This window comes from Nonomuraea sp. NPDC003707 (assembly GCF_053587055.1).
This window is the reverse complement of record NZ_JBSFNK010000035.1, coordinates 1-26,262: the sequence shown is the minus strand read 5'-3', so window position 1 is coordinate 26,262 and position 26,262 is coordinate 1. Positions and strand designations below refer to the sequence as shown.

Here is a 26,262-nt window from a genome sequence, read left to right as displayed (position 1 = left end):
ACCCTCTGTCGACGCGGCAGCGAAGAAACCCTCTGCCCACCGCTCCGTCCGCAGCGTTGCTCCGCCTCCGATGAAAGGACCACGCGGCGTGTCCAACCCTCATCCGGTTATCGCCGGATTCCATCCCGACCCCAGTATCTGCCGCGTCGGCGACGACTACTACCTCGTCTGCTCCAGCTTCGAATACTTCCCCGGCGTGCCCGTCTTCCACAGCCGCGACCTCGTGCGCTGGACGCAGATCGGCAACGCGCTGGAGCGGCCGAGCCAGTTGCGCCTGTCCGCCGGCACCCTCTCGTCGGCCGGGGTCTACGCGCCCACGCTCCGCCACCACGACGGCCGGTTCTGGCTGATCGTCACCGTCGTGGCCGATGGCGGCGGCAACATGCTGTTCACCGCCACCGACCCGGCCGGGCCGTGGTCCGACCCGATCCGGCTGCCCGGCGTCCCCGGCATCGACCCCGATCTGGCCTGGGACGACGACGGCACCTGCTGGTGTACGGTCGCCGGGATCGTGCAGGTGCGTATCGACCCGCGGACGGGAGAGACGTTCGGGGAGCCGCACAAGCTCTGGTCGGGCACGCCGGGCGCCGCCGCCCCGGAGGCGCCGCATCTCTACCGGATCGGTGACTACTGGTACTTGCTCATCGCCGAGGGCGGCACCGAGCGGGGCCACGGCGTGTCGATCGCCCGCGGGCCCGCGCCCGACGGGCCGTTCGAGCCGTGCCCGGCCAACCCGATCCTGACGCACCGCAGCACCGGCCATCCGGTCCAGAACACCGGCCACGCGGATCTCGTCCAGGCTCCCGACGGCTCCTGGTGGATGGCCTTTCTCGGCGTTCGGCCCGGCGGAGGCACCCCCGGCTGGCATGTCCTCGGCCGTGAAACCTTCCTCGCCCCGGTGACCTGGGAGGAGGGCTGGCCGGTCGTCGGCGAGATCGTCTCCGGCTCGCCGTCCGGATCATTCATGGACGACTTCGACCTGGCTGAGCTTCAGGCTTGCTGGATCTCGATGCGGAGCCGCCCGGCGGACCTGTACACCACCAAGGAGCGGGCCGGATCGCTGACACTCCGCGCCGACGGCGCCTCCCTCGACGAGCACGACGTGACCTTCCTCGGCCGCCGCGCGCAGCACCTGAGGTGGCGGGCCAGGACCCTGATCGACTCCGCGCAGGGGCGCGGCGGCCTGGCGGTCCGGCTCGACGAGCACCACCACTACGAGATCGAGGCGGGCGACGGCCGGGTCCAGGTCATCGCCCGCCTCGGCTCGGTACGGAGCGTGGTCGCGGAACAGGCCGTCCCCGCCGGTCCGCTGGTGCTCGCGGTCCAGGCCGGCGACCCGCGGTCTCCCGGTGATCCGCGCTCGGCGCCCGACACGCTCTCGTTCAGCGTCGGGGGCTCCACCGTGCTCGCCTCCCTCGACGGCCGCTACCTGTCCACCGAGGTGGCGGGCGGCTTCACCGGCCGGGTGATCGGCATGTACGCCGCGACCGGCACTGTCCACTTCGACTGGTTCGACTACGAGGTCACGCCATGAACTCCCTGCTGAAGCCGGCCGCCTGATCCTCACGCACCGCATCCACCCCACGGCGCAGCAGGCGCAGTGGCGACTCATGGAAGGGAAGAAATGAGGAGAACCCCCCTCTCGCGCGCGGCGAGCCTTCTCATCGCGCTGATCACCGTACTGGGGCTGGCCAGCAGTCCCACCGCGGCCTCGACCGACAAGGGCGTCCGCAGCGCGATGGATGTCGTGGCGGCCATGCAGCCCGGCTGGAACCTGGGCAACACGCTGGACGCGATCCCCGACGAGACCTCATGGGGTAACCCGCGGGCCACCAAGGCTCTGTTCGAAACCATCCGTGCCCAGGGCTTCCGCAGCGTCCGCATCCCCGTCACCTGGACCGACCACCAGTCCGCCACCGCGCCGTACACCATCGACGCGAAGTGGATGAACCGGGTCAAGGAGGTCGTCGACCTGGCGCTCGCCTCCGACCTCTATGTCCTGATCAACGTCCACCACGACTCGTGGCAGTGGATCGCCAAGATGGCCACCGACCGCGACCAGGTGGTCGCCCGCTTCAACGCCTCCTGGACCCAGATCGCCGCCGCGTTCCGCGACGCGCCGCGCAAGGTGCTCTTCGAGAGCGTCAACGAACCCCAGTTCGACAACGCCACCGAGGGGGAGGCGACCAAGCTCCTGGCCGAGCTCAACCGCTCCTTCCACGGCATCGTCCGCGCCTCCGGCGGCCAGAACGCCGACCGCATCCTGGTGCTGCCGACCCTTCACACCAACGCCACCCAGAATTTCCTGGACGCCCTGTACGGTGAGATCACCTCGCTGAACGACAAGAACCTGGCCGTGACCATCCACCACTACGGCTACTGGCCGTTCAGCGTGAACATCGCCGGAGTCACCACCTTCAACGAAGAGTCCCAGCAGGAACTCATCGGCTACTACGACAGGACGGCCCAGACTTTCATCTCCCGCGGCATCCCGGCGATCCTCGGTGAGTACGGCCTGCTCAGTTTCGACGTGGACGTGAACGCCGTCCAGCGGGGTGAGAAGCTGAAGTTCTTCGAACTGCTGGGCTACCAGGCGCGGATCAAGAAACTGACCACGATGTGGTGGGACAACGGCCAGCACCTCAACCGGGAGACCCTGCGGTGGAAGGACCCGGGGCTGTTCGCCCAGATCAAGTCCAGCTTCACCACCCGTTCCGGTACGGCTTCCACTGATTCGATCTTCGTGTCGAAGTCGGGCGCGATCGAGGCCCAGTCGCTCACCCTGAACCTGAACGGGACCTCGTTCCGTGGACTCTGGCATGGCGATGCCAGGCTTGCCCCGGGCCGGGACTACACGGTGTCCGGCGACAAGCTCACGCTCACGGCGGCCGCCCTCACCCGGCTGGCGGGCGATCGCGCCCACGGCGTCAACGCGACGATCCAGGCCCGGTTCTCCCAGGGCATCCCGTGGCAGATCAACGTGATCAGCTACGAGACGCCGGTGTTGTCGGGCGCGGCCGGCACCACTGAGTCCCTGACCGTCCCGGCCCAGTTCCGGGGTGACCGGGTGGCCACGATGGAGGCCAAGTACGCCGACGGCACCAACGCCGCTCCCCACGAGTGGACGTCCTACAAGGAGTACGGCAGGACCTTCTCTCCCGACTACTCCGGCAACTCCATCCGCCTCCTCAAGGACTTCCTCGGCGTCATGCGCGAGGGCGCGCCGCTGACGCTCACCTTCCACTTCTGGAGTGGCGCGAAGGTCACCTACCAGGTGACCAGGTCCGGCGACACGGTCACCGGCACGGCGTCGTGACTCTTCTGATCTGACGCCACCGCCCCGCGCATACGCGGGGCGGTGGCTCTTTGTTCAGGACGTCGTCGACAGGATGAAGGCGAAGTCGGCGGCTCAGCGGCTCGGGGACCAGGTCGGTCTGGCGCCGGGCCGCTGCGAGGTGCCGGTCGCTCCAGCGCCGGGCGGCGAGACCGAACAGCGGGCCGCCCTCGACGCGGATTCCCGCGCCCGCCCGGTCGGTGGACCGCCCGACTCGATGACGACCGGTTTCGACGCGCGGGTGCTGTTCGCACAGCCGCATGCATTCCGCCAGGCCGCCGGGGCCGTTGCCCATCGCGTGCGCGAACTCGGTGTAGGCGAAGGGCTTGCTGTCGTCCGGCTCGTCGAGTCCCGTCTGGAGAAACGGAACGCCCAGTCGCCGTTCAGGTCGGGTGAGAAGTCTTCGAAATAGCGAAGGGCATGCCTTTTTCAGCGCAGCGCGAAAGTTTCTCGCGAAACCGTACTATCGAACATCTCGTGCGGGAAGCCCTGCCGGTACCAGCGATGACAGCCATGCCTGGCTCTGCATGCCGACCGCTGCGACGTTCGCCCGCATGGTGCGCAAGGCGGAACCACCGTTTGCCGTCAGTGACGGAGTCCTGGCAGCAGGAAAGTTTTCGTCGGACTTGCTCTATAGTTTCCTTGGTGTAAGTGATGATTCCTGGCCTGCCGCCCCCGTGGACAGGACGCATGGCCTACGGTCCGGCCGCCCTCGCGGTGGGCGGCGCGAGAATGGCCGGGGACAAGCCGTGGCGGACCCGCCGCTGATGAGGAAGGGTGAACGTGACGGACAACCGATCGGGCGAACCGGCGGCCGACGAGCAGAGCCCGCGTGGTGACGGACCGGCGTCGGTCACCATCGCGTACATCGCCGAGTCCGCGGGCGTCTCGATCCCCACGGTGTCGAAAGTGCTCAACGGACGTTCGGGAGTATCGGAGCAGACTCGTGCCCGTGTCGAAGAACTGATCAACCGGCACGGATACCGCAGGCCCTCGGCCAGCCGGAGCAATGTCGTGGAACTCGTGTTCCGCGAGCTTGAGCACATGTGGGCCGTGGAGATCATCCGCGGTGTGGAGCAGGTGGCGCGAAAGAGCCGCGTCGGGGTCATGGTTTCGGAGTTCGGCCTCCACGGCACGCCTACGATGTCCATCGACGACACGGTCGGCCGGCGGCCTAGCTGCGTCTTGTCAGTGGCCCAGCTCTCGCCGTCCGAGCGTGACAAGTTGAAGGCGAAAGGCATCCCGTTCGTCGTCTTCGACCCGATCGAAGAGTTGCCGGACGGCGTCCCCTTCGTGGGCGCCACCAACTGGAGGGGTGGCCAGACGGCGACCCGGCACCTGCTCGAACTGGGGCACCGCCGCATCGCCATGATCAGCGGTCCGGATCATGCCTTCTGCCGCGCCAGAGTGGCCGGCTACCTCTCCGCGCTGGCTGAAGCCGACGTGCCCGCGGATCCCGAACTCCTGGTCAGGACCCTTCTCACCCGCGATGACGGCTGCGCCGCGGCGCGCGAACTCCTGTCCAGGCCTGACCGGCCGACCGCGATCTTCACCGCGAACGACATGCAGGCGCTCGGCGTCTACCAAGCCGCTCGCGAGCTCGGGCTGTCCATCCCCGGGGACCTGAGCGTGGTGGGCTTCGACGATGTTCCGGTCGTGGCCTGGGTCGATCCGCCTCTGACCACGGTCCACCAGCCACTGAGCGAGATGGCGGTCGCCGCCACCGAACTGGCGCTGGCCATCGGCCGCGGAGAGTCGGTCCCCCAAGCGGGGATGGAGATCGCGACAACTCTCACGATCCGCGAGAGCACAGCACCGCCGAGGGACTGAGCTGTTTCGGTGGAGCAGATCCACCAAGGTGTCCACGACCGGGGACGACCTGCTCGGCGAGGGGGAGCCCTCGGGGCGCCTGCTGGTGAACTCGGCCCGTTGACCCTTGGATGCCGCGCTCCGGCTCAGGCGGGCGGGAGCATGGGAGGCCCGGTGCTCTCGCGTACGACGAGTTCGGTGGCCAGCTCGACGCGGCTCTGCGGCAGTTGCTCGCCATGGGCCAGTGTCAGCAGCATCGAGGTTGCCGCGGCGGCCATCTCGGTGAGGGGCTGGCGGATGGTGGTCAGCGGTGGAACGGCCCACCGCACCGACGGCATGTCATCGAAGCCGATCACGCTGAGATCATCCGGGATGCGCAGGCCGAGCTGATGGGCCGCGTGGTAGACGCCGATGGCCTGGCCGTCGTTCGTGGCGAAGATCGCGGTTGGCCGGTCGGGCAGGCGCAGCATGCGGTGCGCTTGGGCCAGACCGCCCTCGATGAAGAAGTCCCCCCGGCCGATCAGCTCCGGGTCGACGGGTACGCCGGCCATGTCGAGGGCGGTGCGGTAGCCGTCGAGACGGGCCCGGCTGGACAGCGCGGAGTCGGGCCCCGTGATGATGGCGATACGGCGATGCCCGAGCTCCAGGAGGTGGTGGGTGGCCGTGAGCCCGCCGTTCCAGTTGCCGGCGCCGACCGATGGGATGTTCCGCGCGGGAGTGTCGGCCGGATCCAGCAGGACCAGCGGGATCTCGCGGCGGGCGAGTTGTTCGTGCTGGGTCTCGGTCAGGCCGGAGAACACCGCGATCACGCCGCTCGGGCGGCGCCGCAGCACGCTCTCCAGCCAGACGTCTCCGGCGGTGTGGTCACGGTGCAGGTCCGATATCCCCACCATGAGGTCGTGCTGACGGGCGACCTCCGCCACACCTTTGGTGATCTCGACGGGATAGTCGCCCTCCAGAGCGTGGAAGACGAGCTCCACCAGGGCCGTAGGCATGGAGCGGCGGCGCTGGCGGCGGTAGCCGTGCCGGCGGATGAGCTCCTCCACGGCGGCGCGGGTTTCGGACGACACCTCAGAACGGCCGTTCACGACCTTGGAGACCGTCGCGGTGGAAACTCCGGCCAGCTCGGCGAGCTGAGCGAGGGTGAGAGGAGACGACTCCGTGGGCATGGCGGCAGTTTAGTCACGGAATGCGGGGAGACGGGCAGCCGCTGACGGGGGGCGGCCCGGATCGCCGGGCCGCCCCGAAACGGTGTTCCGAGCCGGAGGCCGTCTCGCGGAAGGGCGCGAGCAGGGAGGCTCTGCCACGCCGGCTCCGAGCCGGACCCGTGTCACGTCATCAGCGTTGCAGGGTCAGCAGACCGGGCCGGTAGGGCAGGAGGCCGTAGTCGCCGCCGGAGTTGGGGTTGCGTCCCTGGTAGAGCAGCTGCAGGTTGCAGGGATCAACGGTCATGGTCTGATCGGCGCCGGCGCGGACCAGCTCGCCGTGGCTGATGTCGTTGGTCCAGGTGGCGCCGCTGTTGGCCTTGCCTGCGAAGGGGTTGCTCTCGGTGGCGGCCTGGGGTGTCCACGAACCGTTCAGACTGGTGGCGGTGAACGAGCGGAAGTAGCGGCCCTGCGAGCCGATCGCCTCGACGAGCATGAGGTATTTGTTCTGGCCCTGGAGCTTGTAGACCTGAACGGCCTCGAACAGGTTGTTCGTCGTGTCGCTCATGATCACCGTCGAGGTCGCGCCGAAACTGCCCGGGAAGTTTCCGATGGGCATACTGGCCCGGTAGATCTTGCCGTTGTCCCCGGCGAAGAACAGGTACATGTTCGTGCTGTCACCGATGAGTGTCTGGTCGATGGGGCCTGTTCCGGAGCCGGAGATGCTTCCGGAGAAGAGCACCTGCTGCGATGACCAGCCATTCGGATTGGTGGGGTCGCTCGACGTCCGGTAGGAGAACGCGGTCCCACCCCACTGGTAGGCGAGCACCCAGATGTTCTTCGGGGCGAAGTAGAGGAGCGTGGGCGCGACAGTGGAGGAGGACATCGTGTTCTGGCTGGCCGAGGCCATGTCGGACCAGTTGGTGAAGAGGCCGAAGTTCATCGAACCCCAACTCGTTCCCATGTCGTGCGTCGTGGCGTAGACGAGGTGCCTGCCGTTGTAGGGGGCGACGGTGAAGTCCTTGAGCGAGACCCACCCCGACTTCGGGTTCGCCAGCGCGCCGGTCGATGTCCAGCGGTACGTCGACGGAAGATCGCACTGACCGGGGTTGCCGCCGCCGTCCACCCGGACGAGCTGCCACTGCTGGTTGTTGCCGCCCCAGTCGTCGTACTGGACGATGTTGGCGCCGTCGGCGGTGGAGGCGCCCTGGACCTCCAGGGCTTTGTTGCTGTGGCGCGAGATGAACCTGACATAGCCGTCCGAGCTGTCGGCCAGTCGCCACTGCTGGTTGGTGCCGTTGCCGTCGGCCCATTGCACGATCGCGCCGCCGTTGGCGGTGGAGAAGTTGTAGACGTCGAGCACCTTGCCGGAGTGGCGGGACTTGATGCGGTAGTAGCCGCCGCCGGAGTCGACGAACTGCCATTGCTGCTGGTTCTGGTTGTTCCTGGTCCACTGGGTGATGCGGCCGCCGTCGGCGGTCGAGAGGTTGTAGACGTCCAGGGCCTTGCCGCTGTTGCGGTTGACCAGGACGTACCAGGCGTTGGTGTCGACGGTGGCCGCGTTGGCGGACTGAGTCTGAAGGGCGACGAACAGGCTCGCCAGTAAGGTGACCACCGTCGCGAGGACGGATAGGGATCTGAATTTCATGATGCGCTCCGATTTATCCGACTTCGGCGAGTTGCCATTGCTGGTTGGTGCCTTCCCGTGTCGACGTGTGCGTCAGGGGGTGGTGAGGTCGAAGCGGCGTACGGTGACCGCGCCGCCGAGGGACTGGGTGGCGTAGTTGAAGATCCCGAAGCGGTAGCCCATGAAGAACTGCCAGGCGTTGTTCAGGGTGAAGGCCGGGCCGAGGCTGACGAAGTTGCTGCCGTCGGTGCTGTAGGAGAAGCGGGCCTGCCTGCCGGAGCCGGGCCTGATGTCGGCGTTGACCCGCAACCAGATCCGGCCGCCTGAGATGTTGGCGCCGGCCGCCTCGGTGCCGGTGCCGGTGGTCTGCCAGGAGCTGTTCATGGTCAGCCCGTTGGTCATCACGACCCGGTTGACGCCGTTGTCGCGTTTGACGCCGATCCAGGCCGACTGGTCGCGCAGCATCGCCAGCCCGGCGCGGTCGCCGTTGGCCAGCTGCGAGTAGTCGAGCTCGATCGTCGCCGTCGACGACGGGCCCTGGATGCGGTGGGTCAAAGTATTCCGGGCGTTGTAGAGGTCGTTGGTGACCGTCGCGGTCTGCAGGCGCAGGCCGTTGCCGGTGGAGAAGCGGCTGGTGTCAGGGTTGTGGTTCCACTCCCAGCGGTGGCCAAGGCTGCCTGAGGTGAAGGTGTCGGGGCCGATCATGGAGGCCACGGTCCGGCTGGTCTGGATGTCCGGCTTCGGGTAGTTGACGCCCCACCCGCCGTTGACGGTCTGGACGGTCGGCCAGTCGTCGGTCCAGGTGATCGGCGCGAGCGCCGGGACCCGGCCGCCGGGGTAGGCGTCGACGAACGACATGTAGTACCAGGCGCCGTTCTGGGTCTGGACGAGCCCGCCCTGGTGGGGCACGCCGCCGCCGGAGATGGGCCCGGGCATGTTGAGCAGGACCTGGCGCATCTCGTACGGGCCCCATGGCGACGTGGAGCGGAGCACGTACTGGCCGTTGGCGGGGCGGGTCAGCCAGATGTAGTAGTAGCCGTTGCGCTTGTAGAAGCGGGAGCCCTCCAGGGTGCCGACGTTGCTCGGGGTCTGGAACACCTGCTGGGAGCGCACCTGGCTGAGCCCGTCGGCCGAGAGCTGGGCCACGCTGATGGTGCTGTTGCCGTAGGCGACGTACATGGTGTCGTTGGTGTCGATCAGCAGGCCGGCGTCGTAGTAGCAGTTGTTGATCTGGGAGCGCTTGGTCCACGTGCCGTCGACGGCTGAGGCGGTGTAGACGTAGGTCCGGTTGAACTCGACGCAGCCGATCCAGTAGTAGGTGCTGTTGCTGGGCCGGTAGTTCAGGGTCGAGGCCCAGATGCCCTTCACGTACGCCCGGCCGCCGTTGAGGTCGTAGGCGGCGGAGTTGAAGTCGAGTCTCGGGACCGAATGTCCGGCGTACTCCCAGTCGACCAGGTTGTAGGAGCGCAGGATCGGCGCGCCCGGCGAGTAGTGCATCGTCGAGGCCGAGTAGTAGTAGGCGTCGCCGACCCGGATGATGTCGCCATCGGCGAAGTCCTGCCAGACGACCGGGTTGGTGTAGTCGCCACCCGGGTTCGGGTCGCTGCCGATCGGGACGAGTTGCCACTGCTGGTTGTCGCCGCCCCAGTCGTCGTACTGGACGATGCTGGCGTTGTCGGCGGTGGAGGCGTTCTGGACCTCCAGGGCCTTGGCGCTGTTGCGGTTGATCAGGCGTACGTAGCCGCCCGCCGAGTCGGCCAGGCGCCACTGCTGGTTGGTGCCGTTGTGGTCGGCCCACTGGACGATCGCGCCGCCGTTGGCGGTGGAGGAGTTGCTGACGTCCAGGACCTTGCCGCTGTTACGGGACTTGAGGCGGTAGTAGCCGCCGCCGGAGTCGACGAACTGCCATTGCTGCTGGTTCTGGTTGTTGCGGGTCCACTGGGTGATCCGGCCGCCGTCGGCGGTGGATGCGTTGTAGACGTCCAGGGCCTTGCCGCTGTTGCGGTTGACCAGGACGTACCACGCGTTGGTGTCGACCGTGGCGGCCGACGCCGTGGGCGTGAGGAGCACGCCCACGAGAAGCAGGGACGAGAGCACCGCGAGCACGCGCCTCACAGGAACCTCCAGAGGTTGTTGTTCGAGCCGTTGTCGTCGGCGAGCACGACCTGCGAGCCCTGGGACGTCCCACCGAGCCCGAGGACCCGGCCGCCGTTGGCGCACTGGACGCGGAAGGCGGCACCCGACCCGTAGCGCAGCCGCCAGCGGTGGTCGTCGGTGCCGCTGTCGGCCCACTGCGTGACGCGCGAGCCGGAGGCGGTGCCACCGTTCTCCACACCCAGCACCTTCTGGCTGTTGGAGTTGCGCAGCCGCAGGTAGCCGCCGGTGTCGACGATCGCCGTCCACAGGTGGTCGGCGGTGCCGGTGTCGCCCCACTGGACGACGAGCGCGCCGTCGGCCGTGGACATGCCGGTGACGCCGAGCACCATCCCGGTGCCCGCGTTCTGGATACGCCGCGCACCGTTCGGCACGAACCGCCACTGGTTGTCCGCGCTGCCGTTGTCGGAGTCCTGGACCACCGGGGCCCCGTTGGCGGTCGAGCCGTTCTGGATGCCGAGCAGCTTGGAGCTGTGGACATTACGGATCTTGACGGAGCCGTCGCCGACGTCGCTGATCGTCCAGCGGTGGTCGGCGGTGCCGGTGTCGCCCCACTGGAGCACCCGGGCGTTGTCGGCGGTCGACATGTTCTCGACGCCGAGCACCTTGCCACTGTGCACGTTGCGGAACCGCAGGCCATCACTGTCGACGACCGGGACCCAGTCGTGGTCGGCGGTGCCGTTGTCGGTCCACTGGAGGGCCAGGCCGCCGTCGGCGGTGGACATGTTCTGGATGCCGAGGGCCAGCCCGCTGGCCGCGTTGAGCAGCCGGAAGCTCGCCGCGCCGGTACCGCCCTGACCACCGGTGTTCCAGTAGACGACGTAGTTGTGGTCATGGGCGTCGTAGAACGGCCCCAGCTGCACCGACGCCCCGTTGGCCGTGGCCGTGAAGGCCAGGGACGAGGTGCTGGTCCGGGTGATCGATGAGGACGTCAGGGCCGGGGCCGACGAAAGGCTGGTGTTGCCGTAGTTGCCCGACAACACGACAGGTCCGTAGGTGACGGCTTGCACGCCGGGGCTGTCGTTGGCGGCCTTCGTGGCCACCCGCATGGGCAGCCGCACGGTCACGGTGTCGCCCGACGTCCACGAGCGGGTGAGGTCGGCGTAGGTGCCTGGCGTGGTGGCGATGGTCTGCTGGACTCCGTTGACGCTGACCGTCGCGCCCTGGGTCCAGGCCGGGATGCGGATGCGCATCGTCCACGATCCGCTCACGTTGCCGGTGACCTGCAGCGACGTGGTGTCGTCGACCGGGTAGGAGGTCGTCTGGGTGACCGTGATGCCGCGTTGGCTCCAGTTGAGCGTGGAGGGCGCGAACAGGTTCACGAACAGCGTGGTGCCGTTGTGGAAGTAGATCGAGTCCATCAGCTTGGTGTTGGTCTCGATGCCGGTGCCCTGGCAGCACCAGAAGGAGTTGTAGTCCGTGCTCCAGGTGCCGCCGCCCCAGGCCGGGCCGACGCCCCGGCGTCCGCCCGGGTTGAGCGGGGTGAAGTAGGTGACGTGCCCGCGCGTGTCGGCTGGATTCTGCTGCCCGATCAGGTGGTTGAGCAGGGCGTTCTCGTAGTAGTCGAAGTAGTCGGCCCGGGTCGGCGACAGCAGCCACAGCTCCCGGGTGAGCTTGAGCATGTTGTAGGTGTTGCACGCCTCGCCGGTGTCTCTGGTCAGGTGGGCGGCGATCGCGTTGGGGGCGCGGAAGTGCTCGGCCTGGCTGTTGGAGCCGTTGGCGTACGTGTGCGCGCCGACGGTGATGGACCAGGCGTTGGCGGCGATGTCGCGGTAGCGGGTCGTGCCCGTGGCCTTGTACTCGCGGGCCGCTCCGATCCACTTGGGCACCTGCGTGTTGGCGTGCAACCCGTTGAGCTGGTCCTGGCCGGCGGCCAGCGGGTTGAATACGGCCGCGTGGTCGAACCGCTGGGCCGTGGTCAGCCAGCGGGAGTCACCGGTCATCTGGTACACGTCCGTCAGCACGGCGTTCATGCCGCCGAACTCGGTGCCGAGCATGGCCTGCATCTGGCTCGAGCTGAGCCGCGACGTGCGGGTGTCCACCCACGCGGCCAGGGCCAGCAGCACGGTCCGGGCCTGGGTGTTGCCGATCAGCCGCCACACGTCCAGCAGCCCGGCCAGGGTCTTGTGGATGCAGTAGTACGGCACGTTGCCATTGGTCAGGGTGCGGTTCTCCACGGCCGTGATGTCCGACTCGGGAAAACCGGACAGGTAGCCGCTGGTGAATCCGGCAGCGCCGTTGTTGGCCTGGCATTTGGCCAGTTCCGCCACCATGTAGTTGGCCTTGTCCCGGCAGGTGGTGTCGCCGAGCACCGCGTAGGCCTGCGCCCACGCCGTCAGGAAATGGCCCTGCATGTGGGACCGGAACGGGAAGCTGGGCGCGTCCCAGCCGCCGTTGGCCGCCGCGCCGTTGGTGGACAGGCGATGGTTGGCCCGGAAGACGTACAGCAGCCGGTCGACATCGACGAAGCGCAGGTAATTCAGGGTGCGGTTCTGGTTGTCCAGCCAACGGCCGGTGGTCAGCCGGACCTGGCCGAGGTCGAACTCGTAGGCCGAGACGCCGATGTCGGATCTGGCCCAGGGGAGTGCGGCCAGAGCGGAGGACGTGCCGATTACCTGGCCGGCGGCCGAGAACGCGACGGTCGCGCCCGCGGCCTGTAAGAGCCGGCGACGGCTCAAGGACATGGGGGCTCCTTGGAGGTGGGGGGCGGTGACCGGCGTCCGCCGGTCACGTGTTCACCAGGTCAGGCCCTCGAAGGCCGTTCTTGGGCCATGTGTTAGCGCTAACACATCGCCGGTGAGCGAACCGTAGCCGTCATGGCTCCTGTGTCGTCGTGGGGGACGAGAGAGGACATCCAGGCCTCCGTTACTGAATCGCAGAGGGCAACCTGTTAGCGCTAACAGTCGATCCTTGGCCTACTCCGTTGAGCGCGTTGTCGCGGAGTACATCCGACGGTCAGGCCCGGCGTCAACGAGGGGCGCCCTCGCCGACCTGGGCGTTGCCGTCGGAACGCCTTCCCGCCTGGAGTTTTGCCTGCAGGGAGATCGCGCCGCACTGCTCGTGCATGTGAAAGTTTCACAGAAGTTACGCGTTGGCAATAGGGTAACTTGCGACAGATCGCGAATTAAGTTGCTGACCTGGAGCCGAGGCGCGGACGATCGCCTTGGGCCTGGCGCTGCGCTCAGGTCGCCGCTCATCGGCAACATGCTGCCGGCCTATGGCTGCGCTACCGGCGCGGCCGGCACCCTGATTGATCTTAGTTAAGTTTCGTCCCTGAGCGGTTCGCGACCACCGGGAACCAGCAGTTCTCGGTGCTGCCCGCGGCGATGGCGGTGCCGAAGTAGCGGCCGCTCTGCGCGGCTGCCGCGCCGGGCGTGGCTCCGCACCACAAGGGCGTCGTTACAGCGCCCCTGTCGCGCACCACCGATCTGACAGGGAAATCGCCTCGGGAACTCAGTGTGGGAATCGCACCGAAATTTGTCAATGGAACGTTGAAAATTTTCGGCGACGCCGTCCGACGCTTATGCCCCTTGTAGTGGTACTACGGTCGATCAGGTGGACCTGAAAGTTTCGGTCTGACTGGCCGTGCGAGACCTCAGCTGAAAGTTTCATGGCGACGCCCTCGTCGATCGACTGCGGCCTTGCCCGGGAAACGCCAGGTGAGCGCGCTCGGCCTCCGTCTCCTTTGATCCGCTGCCGACCCGGAGGCTCTTGACATTACCTTTCTGTCTCGTATTTGCTCCGTGAGGCCACCGCCTCCCACCGGCCCTCCGAGGAGGAGTTCGACGAGCAAGCTGCTTGTTAGCGCTAACAACTGGCATTGGCCGAGCGGGCGCTGACGACCGCAGCCGAGCGAGATCCGCGCAGGCACCACACACCAGGCCGCCGGACGCTCCGTGGCCGCTTTCCGTCCCGTATCGGCGCAGTCGGCTCGCGAGCGTCGGCGACTCGGAGGTAGGGGCCGTCCGACGTGTCCGCTCCAAGACGGCAGCCCCATAGTTGAAGAGAAGGGCAGCGAATGAAACCGCGTCCTAAGGCGTACGCCACCATCGGAGCCGGCGTGGCGGCTCTGATCGCTGTCGTAACCGCCGCACTGTCCATGTTCCTCACCGTTGCCCCGCGAGCGTCGGCGGCGGCCCTGACCGAAGTGACGAACTTCGGAGCCAACCCCGGCGGCCTGCGGATGTACCTCTACGTCCCCGACAGAGTGGCCTCCCGGCCCGGCGTGCTGGTGGCGATGCACGGCTGCAACGGCTGGGCCCCGGGCTTCCACCAGGGCACCGAGTTCGCCTCACTCGCCGACCGGTACGGTTTCATCGTCATCTACCCGCAGGCGAACAAGAGCGCCAACGGCATGTCGAACTGCTTCGACGTGTGGTCGAACGAGGCCCTGCGCCACGGTGGCGGCAGTGATCCGGTGTCGATCGTCTCCATGACGGCCTACGTGCTGCAGCGCTACAACGGTGACCCGGAGCGGGTGTTCGCCACCGGCTTCTCCTCCGGCGCGATGGAGACCAACAACCTGCTCGCCACGTATCCGGACGTGTTCAAGGCCGGCGCGCCGTTCTCCGGAGTTCCTTACGGCTGCCTCGGGCCCGCCGGATGCGGGGACAAGACGCCGCAGCAGTGGGGCGATTTAGTCAGGAACGCCTACCCCGGCTACACCGGGCCCCGGCCGCGCGTGATGGCCTGGCACGGCACCGCCGACTCCGTGCTGCCGTACACGATGCTGCAGGAAGAGGTCGACCAGTGGACCAACGTGCATGGACTGACCCAGACTCCGGCCCCCACTGACAGCCCGCAATCCGGATGGACTCGGCGAGTCTTCGGCTCCGGGCAGGTCGAGGCGTACACCATCACCGGCGCCGGCCACGATCTGCCGCACGCCGGGATGGCCGTCTACGCCATCCGCTTCTTCGGGCTGGACGGCGGCTCGTCCACTCCGACGTCGACTCCCACCGTGCCCGGTGACGGCACCGGGCCCATCAGGGGAGTGGGTTCCGGACGTTGCCTGGACGTTCCGAACGCTGCCACCGCGGATGGCACCGCAGTGCAGTTGTGGGACTGCAACGGGCGGGACAACCAGCAATGGACCGCCACTTCGGCCGGCGAGATCAGGGTCTATGGCAACAAGTGCCTCGACGCGGCCGGGACCGGCAACGGTGCCAGGATCCAGATCTACTCCTGCTGGGGCGGAGACAACCAGAAGTGGCGCGTGAACTCCGACGGCTCCATCACCGGCGTGCAGTCCGGGCTGTGCCTGGACGCCGTGGGCCAGGGCACCGCGAACGGCACCCGGCTCCAGCTCTACACCTGCCACGGCGGCGCCAACCAGCGCTGGACCCGTACCTGACGCGCCGCGGTCCGCAATCCGGAAGGTGATCATGAAACTTCGGTTCGAAGTCTTACCCGGGCGCGGCGCGCTTGTGATCATGGCGCTGCTCTGCCTCGTGACGATGATCCCTGGCACGGCCAGGGCGGACAACCCGATCGTCCAGACCATCTACACTGCCGACCCCGCTCCGCTGGTGCACAACGGCCGGGTTTATCTCTATACGGGACACGACGAGGACGGCTCGACGTACTTCACCATGAAGGAATGGCGGGTCTGGTCGTCCGCGGACATGGTGAACTGGACCGACCACGGCTCGCCGATGAGTGTCGCCACCTTCAGCTGGGCGAGCGCGGACGCGTGGGCCGGCCAGGCCGTCTACAGAAACGGCAAGTTCTACTGGTACGTACCGGTGAAAGACCGGGCGAGCGGTCAGATGGCCATCGGCGTCGGGGTCTCGAACAGCCCCACCGGGCCTTTCACCGACGCCATCGGGCGCCCGCTGGTCAGGAACGGTGAGATCGATCCCACCGTCTTCATCGACGACAACGGGCAGGCCTATCTGTATTGGGGCAATCCCAGCCTGTGGTACGTCAGGCTCAACCCAGACATGATCTCGTACTCGGGCAGCCCCACACAGATCCCCCTCACCACCGCGGGCTTCGGCACCCGCACCGGCAACACGAGCCGACCGACCCTGTACGAAGAGGGACCCTGGGTCTACAAGCGCAACGGCCTGTACTACAACGTCTTCGCGGCGAAATGCTGCTCAGAGTTCATCGGCTACTCGACGGCCCCCGGCCCCACCGGGCCCTGGACCTACCGCGGGACGGTCATGCCCACGCAGGGCAGCAGCTTCACCAACCACCCCGGAATCATCGACTTCAACGGCGGATCGTACTTCTTCTACCACAACGGCGCCCTGCCGGGCGGCGGCGGCTTCACCCGCTCGGTCGCCGTGGAGAAATTCACCTACAACGCCGACGGCACCATCCCCATGATCAACATGACCACGACCGGAGCACCCCAGGTGGGCACGCTGAACCCCTACGTCCGCCAGGAGGCCGAGACGATCGCCGGGGAGTCAGGCGTGGAGACCGAGCCCTCCAGCGAGGGCGGCATGAACGTCGGCTGGATCGAGAACGGCGACCACATCAAGGTCAAGGGCGTCGCCTTCGGCTCCGGCGCAACGTCCTTCACCGCGCGGGTGGCCTCCGCGACCAGCGGCGGCCGGATCGAGCTCCACCTCGACGGTGTCAACGGCACGCTGGTGGGGACCTGCACCGTGCCGGGAACCGGCGGCTGGCAGGCGTGGACGACCGTCACCTGCCCGGTGAACGGCGCGACGGGCACCCATGACCTGTACTTCAAGTACACCGGCGGGAGCGGCAATCTCTTCAACGTCAACGGGTGGCAGTTCACCGGCGGCACTGCTGCCGGCGGGAACCTGCAGACCAACGGCGACATGGAGAGCACGACGGGCTGGGGCGCGTCCGGCGGAGCCCCGTCGTCTGTCACCGGTGGAGGAAAGTGCGGCGCAAGGTCCGGCACCCGCCAGGACCTCAATCCCACGGTGACCGGCCGCGGTCGTCGAACTCCCCGATGCCGAACGCCCCTCGGCCATGTCTCGTCCACCTTCACCCTGACGCCTACACCGGCGTCTACCCAGAGGTGGCCCGCGCCGCCGCGGAATCCACCGCCGCCCTCGTCAGCACCGCAGCCGCAGGCGCCCAGACCTCCCGGCTGATCACTCTGCCGACCCAAGCCGGCGACGCCACAACCTGAACCACCGAACCCGGCAGGCCCGTCGTTTCTTCGGCGGGCCTGCGTCTTTGTCCTCAGCGCTGTCGTGCAGGTGATGCAGCCGATCAATCCCTAGCCCGTCCTGTAAACAGAGCCGAAAGGATCCCCGCGAGAAGCAGCGGATCCTTTGTTGCTCATCACCGGGGTCTGAGTTGACGATGGCCGCCTAAACGATCTACCGCGATACACGGTCCGTACACAAGAGCAACCGCCGAGCAACCATGATCAAAAACGAGCTCAGAGGCCGGCGGGCGGGTGGAACTTGAACCACCGACCCACGGATTATGAAGTGATGCAGGGCCTGCTTGACGTGCATGGATGTGGTTTTCGGCAGGCGCAGAGTCATAGGTCGGATTCCAGGAGGTTCAGGTCCGGCGGGACCAGGGTCGTCGACTCCACCAGGCCCCTGAAGAGGTTGTGCAGGAGCTGGTTGTCGTACGGCCGGCCGGCGTCCTTGTCGTGGAGCAGCGGGTACGGGAAGCCGCCGGCGTCGAGGCGGTGGCGGACGATCTCGATCCTGTTCTCGATGGTGCGTGCTCGCCAGCCCTCCTCCGGGCGGAGGTAGGCCAGCCGCTCCGCGGCCTGCTTGTACGTCAACGGCCGGGGCGACTCCTCGTACAGCAGATAGTGCTCGCCCAGGACCACCAGGAGCAGGCGTTCCGCGTCGCTCAGATCCCAGATCCTGGGCGGGATGGTCTCGGCCCGGTGCCGGTTCGTCTGGGGCTCGCCGTCCTCGCCGGTGACGTAGAGCTCCACCAGGTGCTGCCGGTAGCCGGAGCCCCTGATGAACAGCGGGGTGTAGCCGTCGGCCAGCGGGATGGGATCGGTCGAGGAGTGCACCAGCCGGCCGCGTGGCAGGCGCAGGAGCTGCCAGCCCACGTTACGCAGCCACCACCGTTCGTCCCGGTAGGTCACCTCGGCGTGCAGGCGGCTCACCGACTGGTCGTCCACGCCGACGCTCAGGTCGACGTCGGGGCGTTCGGCGCGGCCGAAGCGCACGTTGCGACCGGGGGTAGGTCGTACCCTGATACCGCCCATGATCGTACGGGCGTGCAGCGTGCCGGGCAGGGCCGAGCCCACGCCGTGCGCGAGGCTGCCACTCATCGTTTCGCCTCCATCGGCGCTGGTCGGATGTGCGCACAAGCAGGATCTCAGGGTTCGTCCGGACCGGTCCCAGAGGTCACGATCCGCGGAGCTGGGCAGCGGCGGAGCGAGCGAGGTCGGTGGCCATCCGGCACAGCCGGTCCGTGGGGAGCGAGCCGTCGACCACGATCCGCACCTTCTCCACGGCGGTCTCGCCGCGCTGGTCAGTGTACGACCGGTAGACCACCTGGAGCAGGCAGGTCCCGCCGCCCTCGCCCTTCGGCGTGACGAAGGCCCGGTAGCCGTTGACGCGGGTGGGCGTCCCGTCGTCCTCGGTGTTTCGCAGGAGTTCGCGGTCGAACTGCAGATACACCGACGTGTCGTCGGTGGTGCTGTCCCAGGAGCACTGCCATCCACCGAACCCGGGATCGAGGTTGGCGGCGTCGATGTGTGCGTCGCCGCGCAGCAGCGCGCAGGCGTCCTTCTGGACCAGGGAGCCGGCGGGCGGTGGCGGGGAGCGGCGTTTGATCGGGCCGCCGGCGAGCACTTGGGCCGCCGTGGTGGTGGCGGCGTCGGCGATGGCGCACAGGTCGGCTGCGCCGTCCTCCACCATGTCCGCGAAGACCTTCACGACGGTGTCATGGACGCCGGGCAGCAAGAGCGTGCGTGAGCACCCCGTGCTCTCGGCGGGGTCGTGGACGATCTCGATCGGGCCCACGGTCCTGGCCGGCCGGGCCCGCTCGGGCGGCGGGTCACGGTCGAGCAGCACTTTGACGTCGACGACGCCCTTGGCGGGAGGGAGCACGATGACGTCGCACCGGTCGAAGTTGCCGTAGTCGACGTCGAGCTCCGTCCTGCCGAACCGGCTGAGCGCGGCGGGGTCGGTCAGGGCGCACGGGTCGGCGGTGCGCGGGTCACCGATCAGGGAAGCCGATGGGCTGACCGATGGGGAGACCGTGCCGGCCGGGTGCCCTGCCGGGCCGGCTGAGGGCCTGGCCGAACTGGCCGAGCTTGCTGTGAGCGCGTCTGGGTTCCTTTCGCCCGGCGGCCCGCTCACCGTGTGATACACCGCGTAAGCGGCGACGACAACGACCAGCGCCGCGCCCGCCACGATGAACGGCCACCGCCGGGGACGGGCCGCCGCGGATCCCTCGATCTTCTCCAACCGCCGCTGGACCTCAGCGGCGCTCGGCCGCTCCACCGGCTCACGCTGCAGCATGTCCGCCAGCAGGCTCTCCAGCGGCCCGACGTCGGCCGTCATATCGACGGCGCCACGCGCGGCCTCCCACGCCGTGACGTACGAATCGGACTCCTCCTCGTCCGCCCCCGGCCGCGGCGGCCGCCCGGCGACCAGCGCATACAGGGTGGCGCCGAGGGAGAAGACATCCGAGACCGGCTCCGGCCGCCCCAGGACCACCTCGGGTGAGGCGTAGTCGACGGTGTAGCTGATGGCGCCGTTGGGCGTGATCGTCTCCCTGCCGCCGACCCGGTACGCGGCGCCGAAGTCGGCCAGCTTGGTCACACCGTCGTCGGTAAGGATGATGTTGCCCGGCTTCACGTCCAGGTGCACGATGCCCTTGCCGTGCAGGGCGGCCAGCGCGCCGGCGATCTGCGCGCCGAGCCGAGCCGCCTGCTGCGGCGGCATGGGCGGGTGTTCGTCGAGGCTTCCGCCGGGCACGTGCTCCATCACCATCCACGATGCCGCCTCGTCCTCGTCCTGCACGGCGTCGTACAGGGTGACCACGTGCGGGTGGTTGAAGGCGGCCAGGGCGCGGGCCTCGGCCTGTAAACGGCTGAAGCCGGCGTTGTCCACGAGCATGCGTTTGAGCACGACATCCCGGTTGAGCAGCAGGTCGCGGGCCACCCAGACCTCTGTGGCGCGGCTGCTGACAAGGCAGGTCTCCTGGCGGTAGCGCCCGCCGACCGTCCTGCCCTGGCGCACCGTCCGTTCTCCCCTCGCCGATCACCGGGAACCTCGAATTTACTGGGTGAGCGGGGAAATACACAGCGTCTTGGTCACCCGTTTGACGGCCTATGTCACCCGAAGTCAGCCCGGTACAGCCCAGACTGCTACGCCGGCCTCGACCTGCACCAGCTGCGCCACAGCGCCGCCACCCACCTCGGCGAAGCCAAAGTGCCCCTGCAGGTCATCATGGGCAAGACCCCCCACAAGAACCCCCGCACCGCCATGTGCTACGTCCAACCCGGCGCTGAGGCCAACACCAAGGCCACCGAGCCTGACATCACCGCGGTGCAGACGCCGCCGCGGACGCCGAGGGCGAACTGCCCTGCTGAGCGCTGGGTCCGGATGGTGGGAGTCGAGACAGCACCGCGATTCCCCCTCATCGGCCGTACGGAACACCGCGCGCTCCAAACTTACGGACGTCCATGGTCGAGGAGTCAGACGCAAGACGGGACCGGTCCCGAATGTGTGGCGCTACCTTGCGTCGAACAGCGGCGATCAAGCGGGAAGGGACGTGCGGACGTGGGACTGCTGAGTTCCATAAGGGCGCAGGTACGGCAGCTACGTCACTCGAGGGAATTCCGCATCCACGCTGCGGCCTGGCCTGAGGATGCCCTGGTGGCGTTCGAGCGTCTCGTGAGGGACCGGCCCACGGAGACTCCGGACGACACTCTCCCAGGGCGCTCGGTGGCCGAGGTGGTGACGAGTATCTGGCGGCTCGATCGCCGGGTGCGGCGGCTCCCGGGGGAGACGCGGGCCGTGACCCGCTACCTGGAGATGGCCTGGGATACCTTCACCCAGGCCGGCATCAAGATCCAGGAGCACTTGAACGATCCGTTCGACCCGGGGCTCGCGATCGAGGTGCTGTCCTACCAGCCCGCGCTCGGACTCGACCGTGACCGGGTGGTGGAGACCATCCGGCCGAGCATCTACCTGAACGATCATGTGATTCAGCGAGGAGAGGTGATCGTGGGAACCCCCGACCCCGTCGCGAAGGAAGCCACCCCGTGACCAGGACCACGATCGGCTACGGGATCGACCTCGGTACCACCAACAGCTCGATCGCCGTGCTGAACGGCGTCGATGTCGAGGTGGTCAAGAACAACCGCCAATCAGAGATCACTCCTTCCGCCATCTGGATCGACCGAGCGGAACGGCTCCACGTCGGCGACGTCGCCAAGAAGCGCAGCGAGTTGGATCACGAGAACACCTGCATCGAGTTCAAGGCCAGGATGGGCATGACAGACCAGCCCAAGGTCTTCGCCGACGGCGGCCTGTCGATGACGCCGGAGGAGATGTCCGCTGAAGTGCTGAAGTCACTGAAGGGCGACGTAGCGCAGCGGACCGGCGATGATCTGCGGGCGGCGGTCATCACGGTGCCGGCGGCCTTCCAGTTGAGCGCTTGCGAGGCGACCAAGCAGGCCGCCAAGCTCGCCGGGCTGGAGCACGCGCCGCTGCTGCAGGAGCCCACCGCGGCCGCGCTGGCGTACGGGTTCCAGAGCACGGCTGACAACGCCTTCTGGCTGGTGTACGACCTGGGAGGCGGGACGTTCGACGCGGCCGTGGTCAATATCAGGGACGGCGAGTTCACCGTCGTCAACCACCGGGGTGACAACACCCTCGGCGGGAAGCTGATCGACTGGAAGATCGTCGAGGAACTGTTCGTCCCGGCCCTGACGAGGGAGTACCGGTTCGCCGATCTCAGCCGGGGCAACCCGAGCTCACTCGCGACCATCAGCCAGCTCAAGCGGGCCGCGGAAGAGGCCAAGATCGAGCTGTCGCGGAGCGATTCCGCGTCGATCTCCCTCTTGCTGAAGGACGACCGTGGCGACGATATCGACTTCTTCTACGACCTGGGGCGGGTGGAGCTGGAGCGGCTCACCGAGCCGCTCATCGTGCGCTCGGTGAACCTCTGCAAGAAGGCCCTGGAGGAGCGCGGGCTCGGCGCGGCCGACATCGGGAAGGTCCTGCTGGTGGGCGGCCCCACACTGTCGCCGTACCTCCGGGAACGGCTTGCCGACCCCCGGGAGGGGCTCGGGATCCCGCTCGACCACAGCAAGGACCCCATCACGGCCGTGGCCACGGGCGCCGCCATCTTCGCCGGAACCCAACGCCTGGACGCCATGGAGCCGCTGTCCGTCCCGCCCGCCGGTGAGTACGTAGTGGATCTGGCCTACCAGCCGGTGGGGGCGGACACCGAGCCGCTCATCGGAGGCCGGGTGTCGGGGGCGGACACAGCGGGGTTCGCGATCGAGCTGGTCAACCCGGAGGCCCGGCCGGAGTGGCGGAGCGGCAAGATCGCGCTGGACGCCGGCGGGACGTTCACCACCACACTGTGGGCCGAGCGCGGGCGGGCCAACACGTTCCGCGTCGAGCTCACCGACGGCTCGGGAACCCGGCGCAAGGTGACCCCCGACCGGCTGACCTACACTGTCGGAGCCGTCGACTCCCAACCCACGCTCACCAACGCGATCGGCGTATGGCTGGAGGACCAAGGCGTGGCCTGGCTGCTCCCGAGGGGGACGCCGCTCCCGGCGCGGCGCAGGCACACGCTGCGCACCACGATCGCGCTCAGCCGGAGCCGTCTCGAGGGCTACATCCGCATCCCGATCGTGGAGGGCGAGCATTCGCGCGCCGACCGCAACCGGCGGGTCGGCCGGTTGCAGATCGATGCTGGCCAGGTCACCCGTGACGTGCCGGCGGGCAGCGAAGTGGAGTTCTCCGTGGTGGTCGACGAATCCCGGCTGGTCGTCGCCCGTGCCTACATCCCGCTCCTTGACGAGGAGTTCGAGCACGTAGTCAACCTGCGTACCGAGACGACTCCCACGCACGACGAGCTGAACAGGAAGGTGCATGCGGAAAAGCACCGGCTGCACGAGCTGCGCACGGAGGCCGGCGACCTCGGCGACGCCAGGGCCGAGACGCTGCTCGCCAGGATCGACGCGGAAGGGACCGCCAAGGACCTCGACCGGCTTGTCGATGCGGCCCGCGCCGATCCGAACGCCGCCACGGAGTGCGGCAAGCGTCTGCTCGATCTCCAGGTTGCCATTGACGAGGTCGAGGAGATGGTGGAGTGGCCCAAGCTGGTCCAGGAGGCGAAGGACACGATGGCCGGCGTCCGGGACATCGTGCTGAGCATGGGCGACATGAACGACCAGCGGACCCTGACCACGCTCGAGTCCGCGATGCGGGAGGCGATCAACGCTCATGACGCCGACCTGCTCAGGAGACGTGTCGACGACCTGTACGGACTGGCAGCGGAAGTGCTGGAGAGAACGGACGAGCTCCCCCGCATCCGGTTCGACCATCTCCGGAGCCTGCTGCCTGACATGCGTGACAGGCGCGAGGCCGCCCAGCTCATCGACACGGGCAGGAAGGCGATGGAGCGGGGCGACATGAGGACGGTACGCGACGTGAACCGCGAACTGGAGAGCATGCTGCCCGCGCCGCCACCGCTCGATCTGTCCAGCACCGTCGTACGCGGGTCATGAAGCAGGTGACCATGTCCCTTTCCATCACCCGCGAGCTGGTCCTGGCCCAGGCCAGGACCCTGGCACGGAGCGGTCGCCACGGCGAGGCCGTGGAGCTGCTGGAAGATCTCCAGGAGGAGCCCAGCGTGACCGTGCTGGACCTGCTGGCTCGCATCCACGCCCAGCAGGGCGACCTCGACCGGGCGGACCAGTGCTGGGCCGAGGCGGAGCGGCTGGCCCCAGGCGGGGCGGAGATCGCCGCCGGGCGGCGGCGGATCGCGGCCATGCGCCCCGCCGCCCGGCGGCGCGGGCTCGGCAAGGGCCTGCTCGCCACGTGCGCGGTGCTGGTCACAGGTGCGGTGCTCGTCCTGCTCGTCGATATCCGCCTGGAGACCGCCGGACTGCGGATGTCCCAGCAGCCCGCGGCCCTGCCGACGGGCCAGGAGGTCGCCGCCCCACCGACAGTCGTGACGATCTCGCCGCCGGAGAAGCCCGACGTGCTCGCCCGCATGAGACTCGATGTGCCGGGAATCCGGGTGAGGCGGTCGCCGGGGGAGATCTCCATCGTCTTCGAAGAGGCCCTGTTCAGCCAGGGCACCGAGCTGACTCGCCGCGGCCAGGCCGTGCTCGACGGCCTGGGCAGGCGCCTGCGCCCGTACGCCAACGAGATAGACGTGGCCGTCGTCGGCCACACGGACCGCGACGCGCTCCTGCCGGGCGGCGAGTACGTCAGCAACACCGACCTCGGCCTGGCCAGGGCTACCTACGTTCGCGAGATCCTCCGCACCACGTCGCGGATCCCCACGACCAGGTTCGCGCTGTCGTCCCTGGGCGGGGTCATGCCGCCGTACCGCGACGACGCTCGGAATCGTACGGTCACCCTGCGGATCTCCGGAGCCGCCGGATGAAGCTGGTGGGGCTGCGGCCGGACCTGTACCGGGAGAACGCCTTCCGGATCACGGGGCTCCCGGTGCGCGCGACGACACGCGACATCCGGAGGCACACAGAGAAACTGCGCCTCATGGAGAGCCTCGGCAGGGCCGGTGCGAGCGAGGGGATACTGCCGCCCGCGCAACCCCCTGACGAGGACGCGCGGCAACGGGCCGCACAGCGGCTCAGGGATCCGGTGTCCCGGCTGGTGGACGAGCTGTTCTGGCTGTGGCCGATGGCCGACGGCGAGACCGACGCCGCCATGGCCGCCCTGCTCAAGGGCGAGCCGTACGACGCGCTCCGCGTGTGGGAGCGCACGACGAAGCGGCCCGCCAAGGCCATCGCGGTGCACAACATCGCGGTGTTGTCACACGTTTGGGCGCTTGACGCGGACGGGCTGGACGCCGACGCCATACGGCTGTGGAAGCGGGCTTACAAGTGCTGGGCCGAGGTGATTGCCGACGACTCCTTCTGGGACCTGATGCGGGCACGGGCCAAGGAACTCGACGATCCGCGGCTGACCGCGGGCACGGTCCGCCGGATACGCGAGGATCTGCCTGCTGCCCTGCTGGCAATCAACGCCCAACTGGCGGTCGCAGCCGCACGGGACGGGCAGCTCAAGGACTCACGCGGGCACATCAGCGGCATGCGTGCGTCCGGATTCGCGTCCGAGCTGGTCGACGAGGCCCTGCACGGCGCGGTGGAGCATGAGAAGTCCAGGATCAAGACGCTGTGCGAGAACGCGGGGCAGGCCATCAGAGCGGCCCCTGGGCGTGGGGACGAGCTGGCCGAGCGGTTCCTCGATGAGGCCAAGCCCCTTCTCAGAGTGGTGGCCGGCGTGCTGCCCGACGATCACCGGGTGGTGCGGGACACCGGTGACGACATGGCCCTGACAGTTCTCGGCTGCGTCGTGGCCTACGTCAACACGGCCAAGGGGTATCAGCGATCTTTGGACCTTCTCCAGCCCGCCCTCGCCCTGGCGAACACGGAATCGGTCCGTGACCGCGTACAGGAGAACGTCGACATCATTCGCGACAACCTCGCCTATGCCTCCTGCTTCTTCTGCGGACAGGACGCCGACAAGGCGTGCGCGCTGAAACTGCCTATGCACGGTGACGTCAACCGCGAGACCGCGTACTACCAGACTCGGATAACCTGGCGGACGGTTACGGTCCACGTGCCGCGCTGCCGCCGGTGCAGGAGGAAGCGCGGCTGGAGAATCGCCGGGTCCGTGCTGATCGGACCCTTGGCCGCGGTTACGGTCGTCGCGTTCTTGATGGACGCCATCGCCCTGGGCACCGTCCTGATCGTGGTCGGAATCTTCGTGACGAGCTGGCTGATCGCGGGTTCGCGCCGCGACCTCACCGAGTTCGGGCCGGTCAAGGAGCTGTACGCCAAGGGTTGGCGGCCCGGTGACCGTCCGTCGGAGGCCAGACGCTAGCCAACCATGCCGGCTACCTACGGGACAGAGCCGTTGACCTGGACACGCCCGCGCGGCGGGGTTGCCGAACTGGGGGGTGTCCAGTCAGTGGCTCTGGCCCACTTTCGGTGGTGACGGAGTGTGGTTAGCCGAGCAGGATGCGGTGGCGAAGGAGAACGAACCCGGCGCGGC

General features: G+C 68.1%; 16 protein-coding genes. 10 read left to right on the top strand and 6 right to left on the bottom strand.

Features of this window, described 5'->3' with window-relative positions; genetic code table 11:
- Positions 1–88: 88 nt before the first annotated feature.
- The 4 genes from ACWDRB_RS52725 to ACWDRB_RS52710 all read left to right on the top strand — a co-directional run bounded on the left by ACWDRB_RS52725 (position 89) and on the right by ACWDRB_RS52710 (position 5,164).
- Positions 89–1,534: a glycoside hydrolase family 43 protein gene (locus tag ACWDRB_RS52725; protein WP_449907942.1), complete on the top strand. Its 1,446-nt coding sequence runs from the start codon at positions 89–91 to the stop codon at positions 1,532–1,534.
- A 90-nt stretch (positions 1,535–1,624) separates the two neighbouring features.
- Positions 1,625–3,316, top strand: a complete 1,692-nt coding sequence (locus ACWDRB_RS52720) for a cellulase family glycosylhydrolase (protein WP_449907940.1) — start codon at positions 1,625–1,627, stop codon at positions 3,314–3,316.
- Positions 3,317–3,389: 73 nt separating this feature from the next.
- Entirely contained in the window at positions 3,390–3,746 is a 357-nt protein-coding gene (locus ACWDRB_RS52715) for a hypothetical protein (RefSeq protein WP_449907938.1), read from the top strand.
- A 371-nt stretch (positions 3,747–4,117) separates the two neighbouring features.
- Positions 4,118–5,164 (top strand): LacI family DNA-binding transcriptional regulator, encoded by a 1,047-nt coding sequence (locus ACWDRB_RS52710; RefSeq protein ID WP_449907936.1) that lies wholly within the window; start codon positions 4,118–4,120, stop codon positions 5,162–5,164.
- Between the two features lie 125 nt (positions 5,165–5,289).
- On the opposite strand, the gene ACWDRB_RS52705 is transcribed toward ACWDRB_RS52710, so the two are convergent.
- The 4 genes from ACWDRB_RS52705 to ACWDRB_RS52690 form a co-directional block, all read right to left on the bottom strand.
- The gene (locus ACWDRB_RS52705) at positions 5,290–6,312 is read right to left on the bottom strand and encodes a LacI family DNA-binding transcriptional regulator (RefSeq protein ID WP_449907934.1); all 1,023 of its coding nucleotides are present in this window, start codon (positions 6,310–6,312) and stop codon (positions 5,290–5,292) included.
- A 169-nt stretch (positions 6,313–6,481) separates the two neighbouring features.
- Positions 6,482–7,936, bottom strand: a complete 1,455-nt coding sequence (locus tag ACWDRB_RS52700; RefSeq protein WP_449907932.1) for a non-reducing end alpha-L-arabinofuranosidase family hydrolase — start codon at positions 7,934–7,936, stop codon at positions 6,482–6,484.
- A gap of 72 nt (positions 7,937–8,008) precedes the next feature.
- On the bottom strand, positions 8,009–10,030 hold the full coding sequence (locus ACWDRB_RS52695) for a family 43 glycosylhydrolase (protein ID WP_449907931.1): 2,022 nt from the start codon (positions 10,028–10,030) through the stop codon (positions 8,009–8,011).
- Complete coding sequence (locus ACWDRB_RS52690) at positions 10,027–12,753, bottom strand: beta-L-arabinofuranosidase domain-containing protein (RefSeq protein WP_449907929.1); 2,727 nt, start codon at positions 12,751–12,753, stop codon at positions 10,027–10,029. The genes ACWDRB_RS52695 and ACWDRB_RS52690 overlap by 4 nt, the downstream gene beginning before the upstream one ends.
- Positions 12,754–14,087: 1,334 nt before the next feature.
- Here ACWDRB_RS52690 and ACWDRB_RS52685 point away from each other — a divergent pair.
- Both ACWDRB_RS52685 and ACWDRB_RS52680 read left to right on the top strand, forming a co-directional pair.
- A complete protein-coding gene (locus tag ACWDRB_RS52685; RefSeq protein WP_449907927.1) occupies positions 14,088–15,422 on the top strand; it encodes an extracellular catalytic domain type 1 short-chain-length polyhydroxyalkanoate depolymerase in 1,335 nt (444 codons plus the stop codon).
- Positions 15,423–15,453: 31 nt separating this feature from the next.
- Positions 15,454–17,148: a glycoside hydrolase family 43 protein gene (locus ACWDRB_RS52680; protein ID WP_449907925.1), complete on the top strand. Its 1,695-nt coding sequence runs from the start codon at positions 15,454–15,456 to the stop codon at positions 17,146–17,148.
- A 398-nt stretch (positions 17,149–17,546) separates the two neighbouring features.
- Here ACWDRB_RS52680 and ACWDRB_RS52675 read toward each other — a convergent pair whose 3' ends face one another.
- Positions 17,547–18,308, bottom strand: coding sequence for an FHA domain-containing protein (locus tag ACWDRB_RS52675; protein WP_449907923.1), 762 nt, complete (start codon positions 18,306–18,308; stop codon positions 17,547–17,549).
- A gap of 76 nt (positions 18,309–18,384) precedes the next feature.
- Positions 18,385–20,229 (bottom strand): serine/threonine-protein kinase, encoded by a 1,845-nt coding sequence (locus ACWDRB_RS52670; protein ID WP_449907922.1) that lies wholly within the window; start codon positions 20,227–20,229, stop codon positions 18,385–18,387.
- Between the two features lie 708 nt (positions 20,230–20,937).
- On the opposite strand from ACWDRB_RS52670, the gene ACWDRB_RS52665 reads away from it, so the two are divergent.
- The 4 genes from ACWDRB_RS52665 to ACWDRB_RS52650 are packed head-to-tail and all read left to right on the top strand — an operon-like array spanning position 20,938 to position 26,091.
- Positions 20,938–21,261, top strand: a complete 324-nt coding sequence (locus ACWDRB_RS52665; RefSeq protein WP_397375343.1) for a hypothetical protein — start codon at positions 20,938–20,940, stop codon at positions 21,259–21,261.
- The gene (locus ACWDRB_RS52660) at positions 21,258–23,741 is read left to right on the top strand and encodes an Hsp70 family protein (RefSeq protein ID WP_449907919.1); all 2,484 of its coding nucleotides are present in this window, start codon (positions 21,258–21,260) and stop codon (positions 23,739–23,741) included. Before ACWDRB_RS52665 ends, ACWDRB_RS52660 begins: the two co-directional genes overlap by 4 nt.
- Positions 23,742–23,752: 11 nt before the next feature.
- Positions 23,753–24,628, top strand: a complete 876-nt coding sequence (locus ACWDRB_RS52655) for an OmpA family protein (protein WP_449907917.1) — start codon at positions 23,753–23,755, stop codon at positions 24,626–24,628.
- Positions 24,625–26,091, top strand: coding sequence for a hypothetical protein (locus ACWDRB_RS52650; protein WP_449907915.1), 1,467 nt, complete (start codon positions 24,625–24,627; stop codon positions 26,089–26,091). Before ACWDRB_RS52655 ends, ACWDRB_RS52650 begins: the two co-directional genes overlap by 4 nt.
- Positions 26,092–26,262 lie beyond the last annotated feature (171 nt).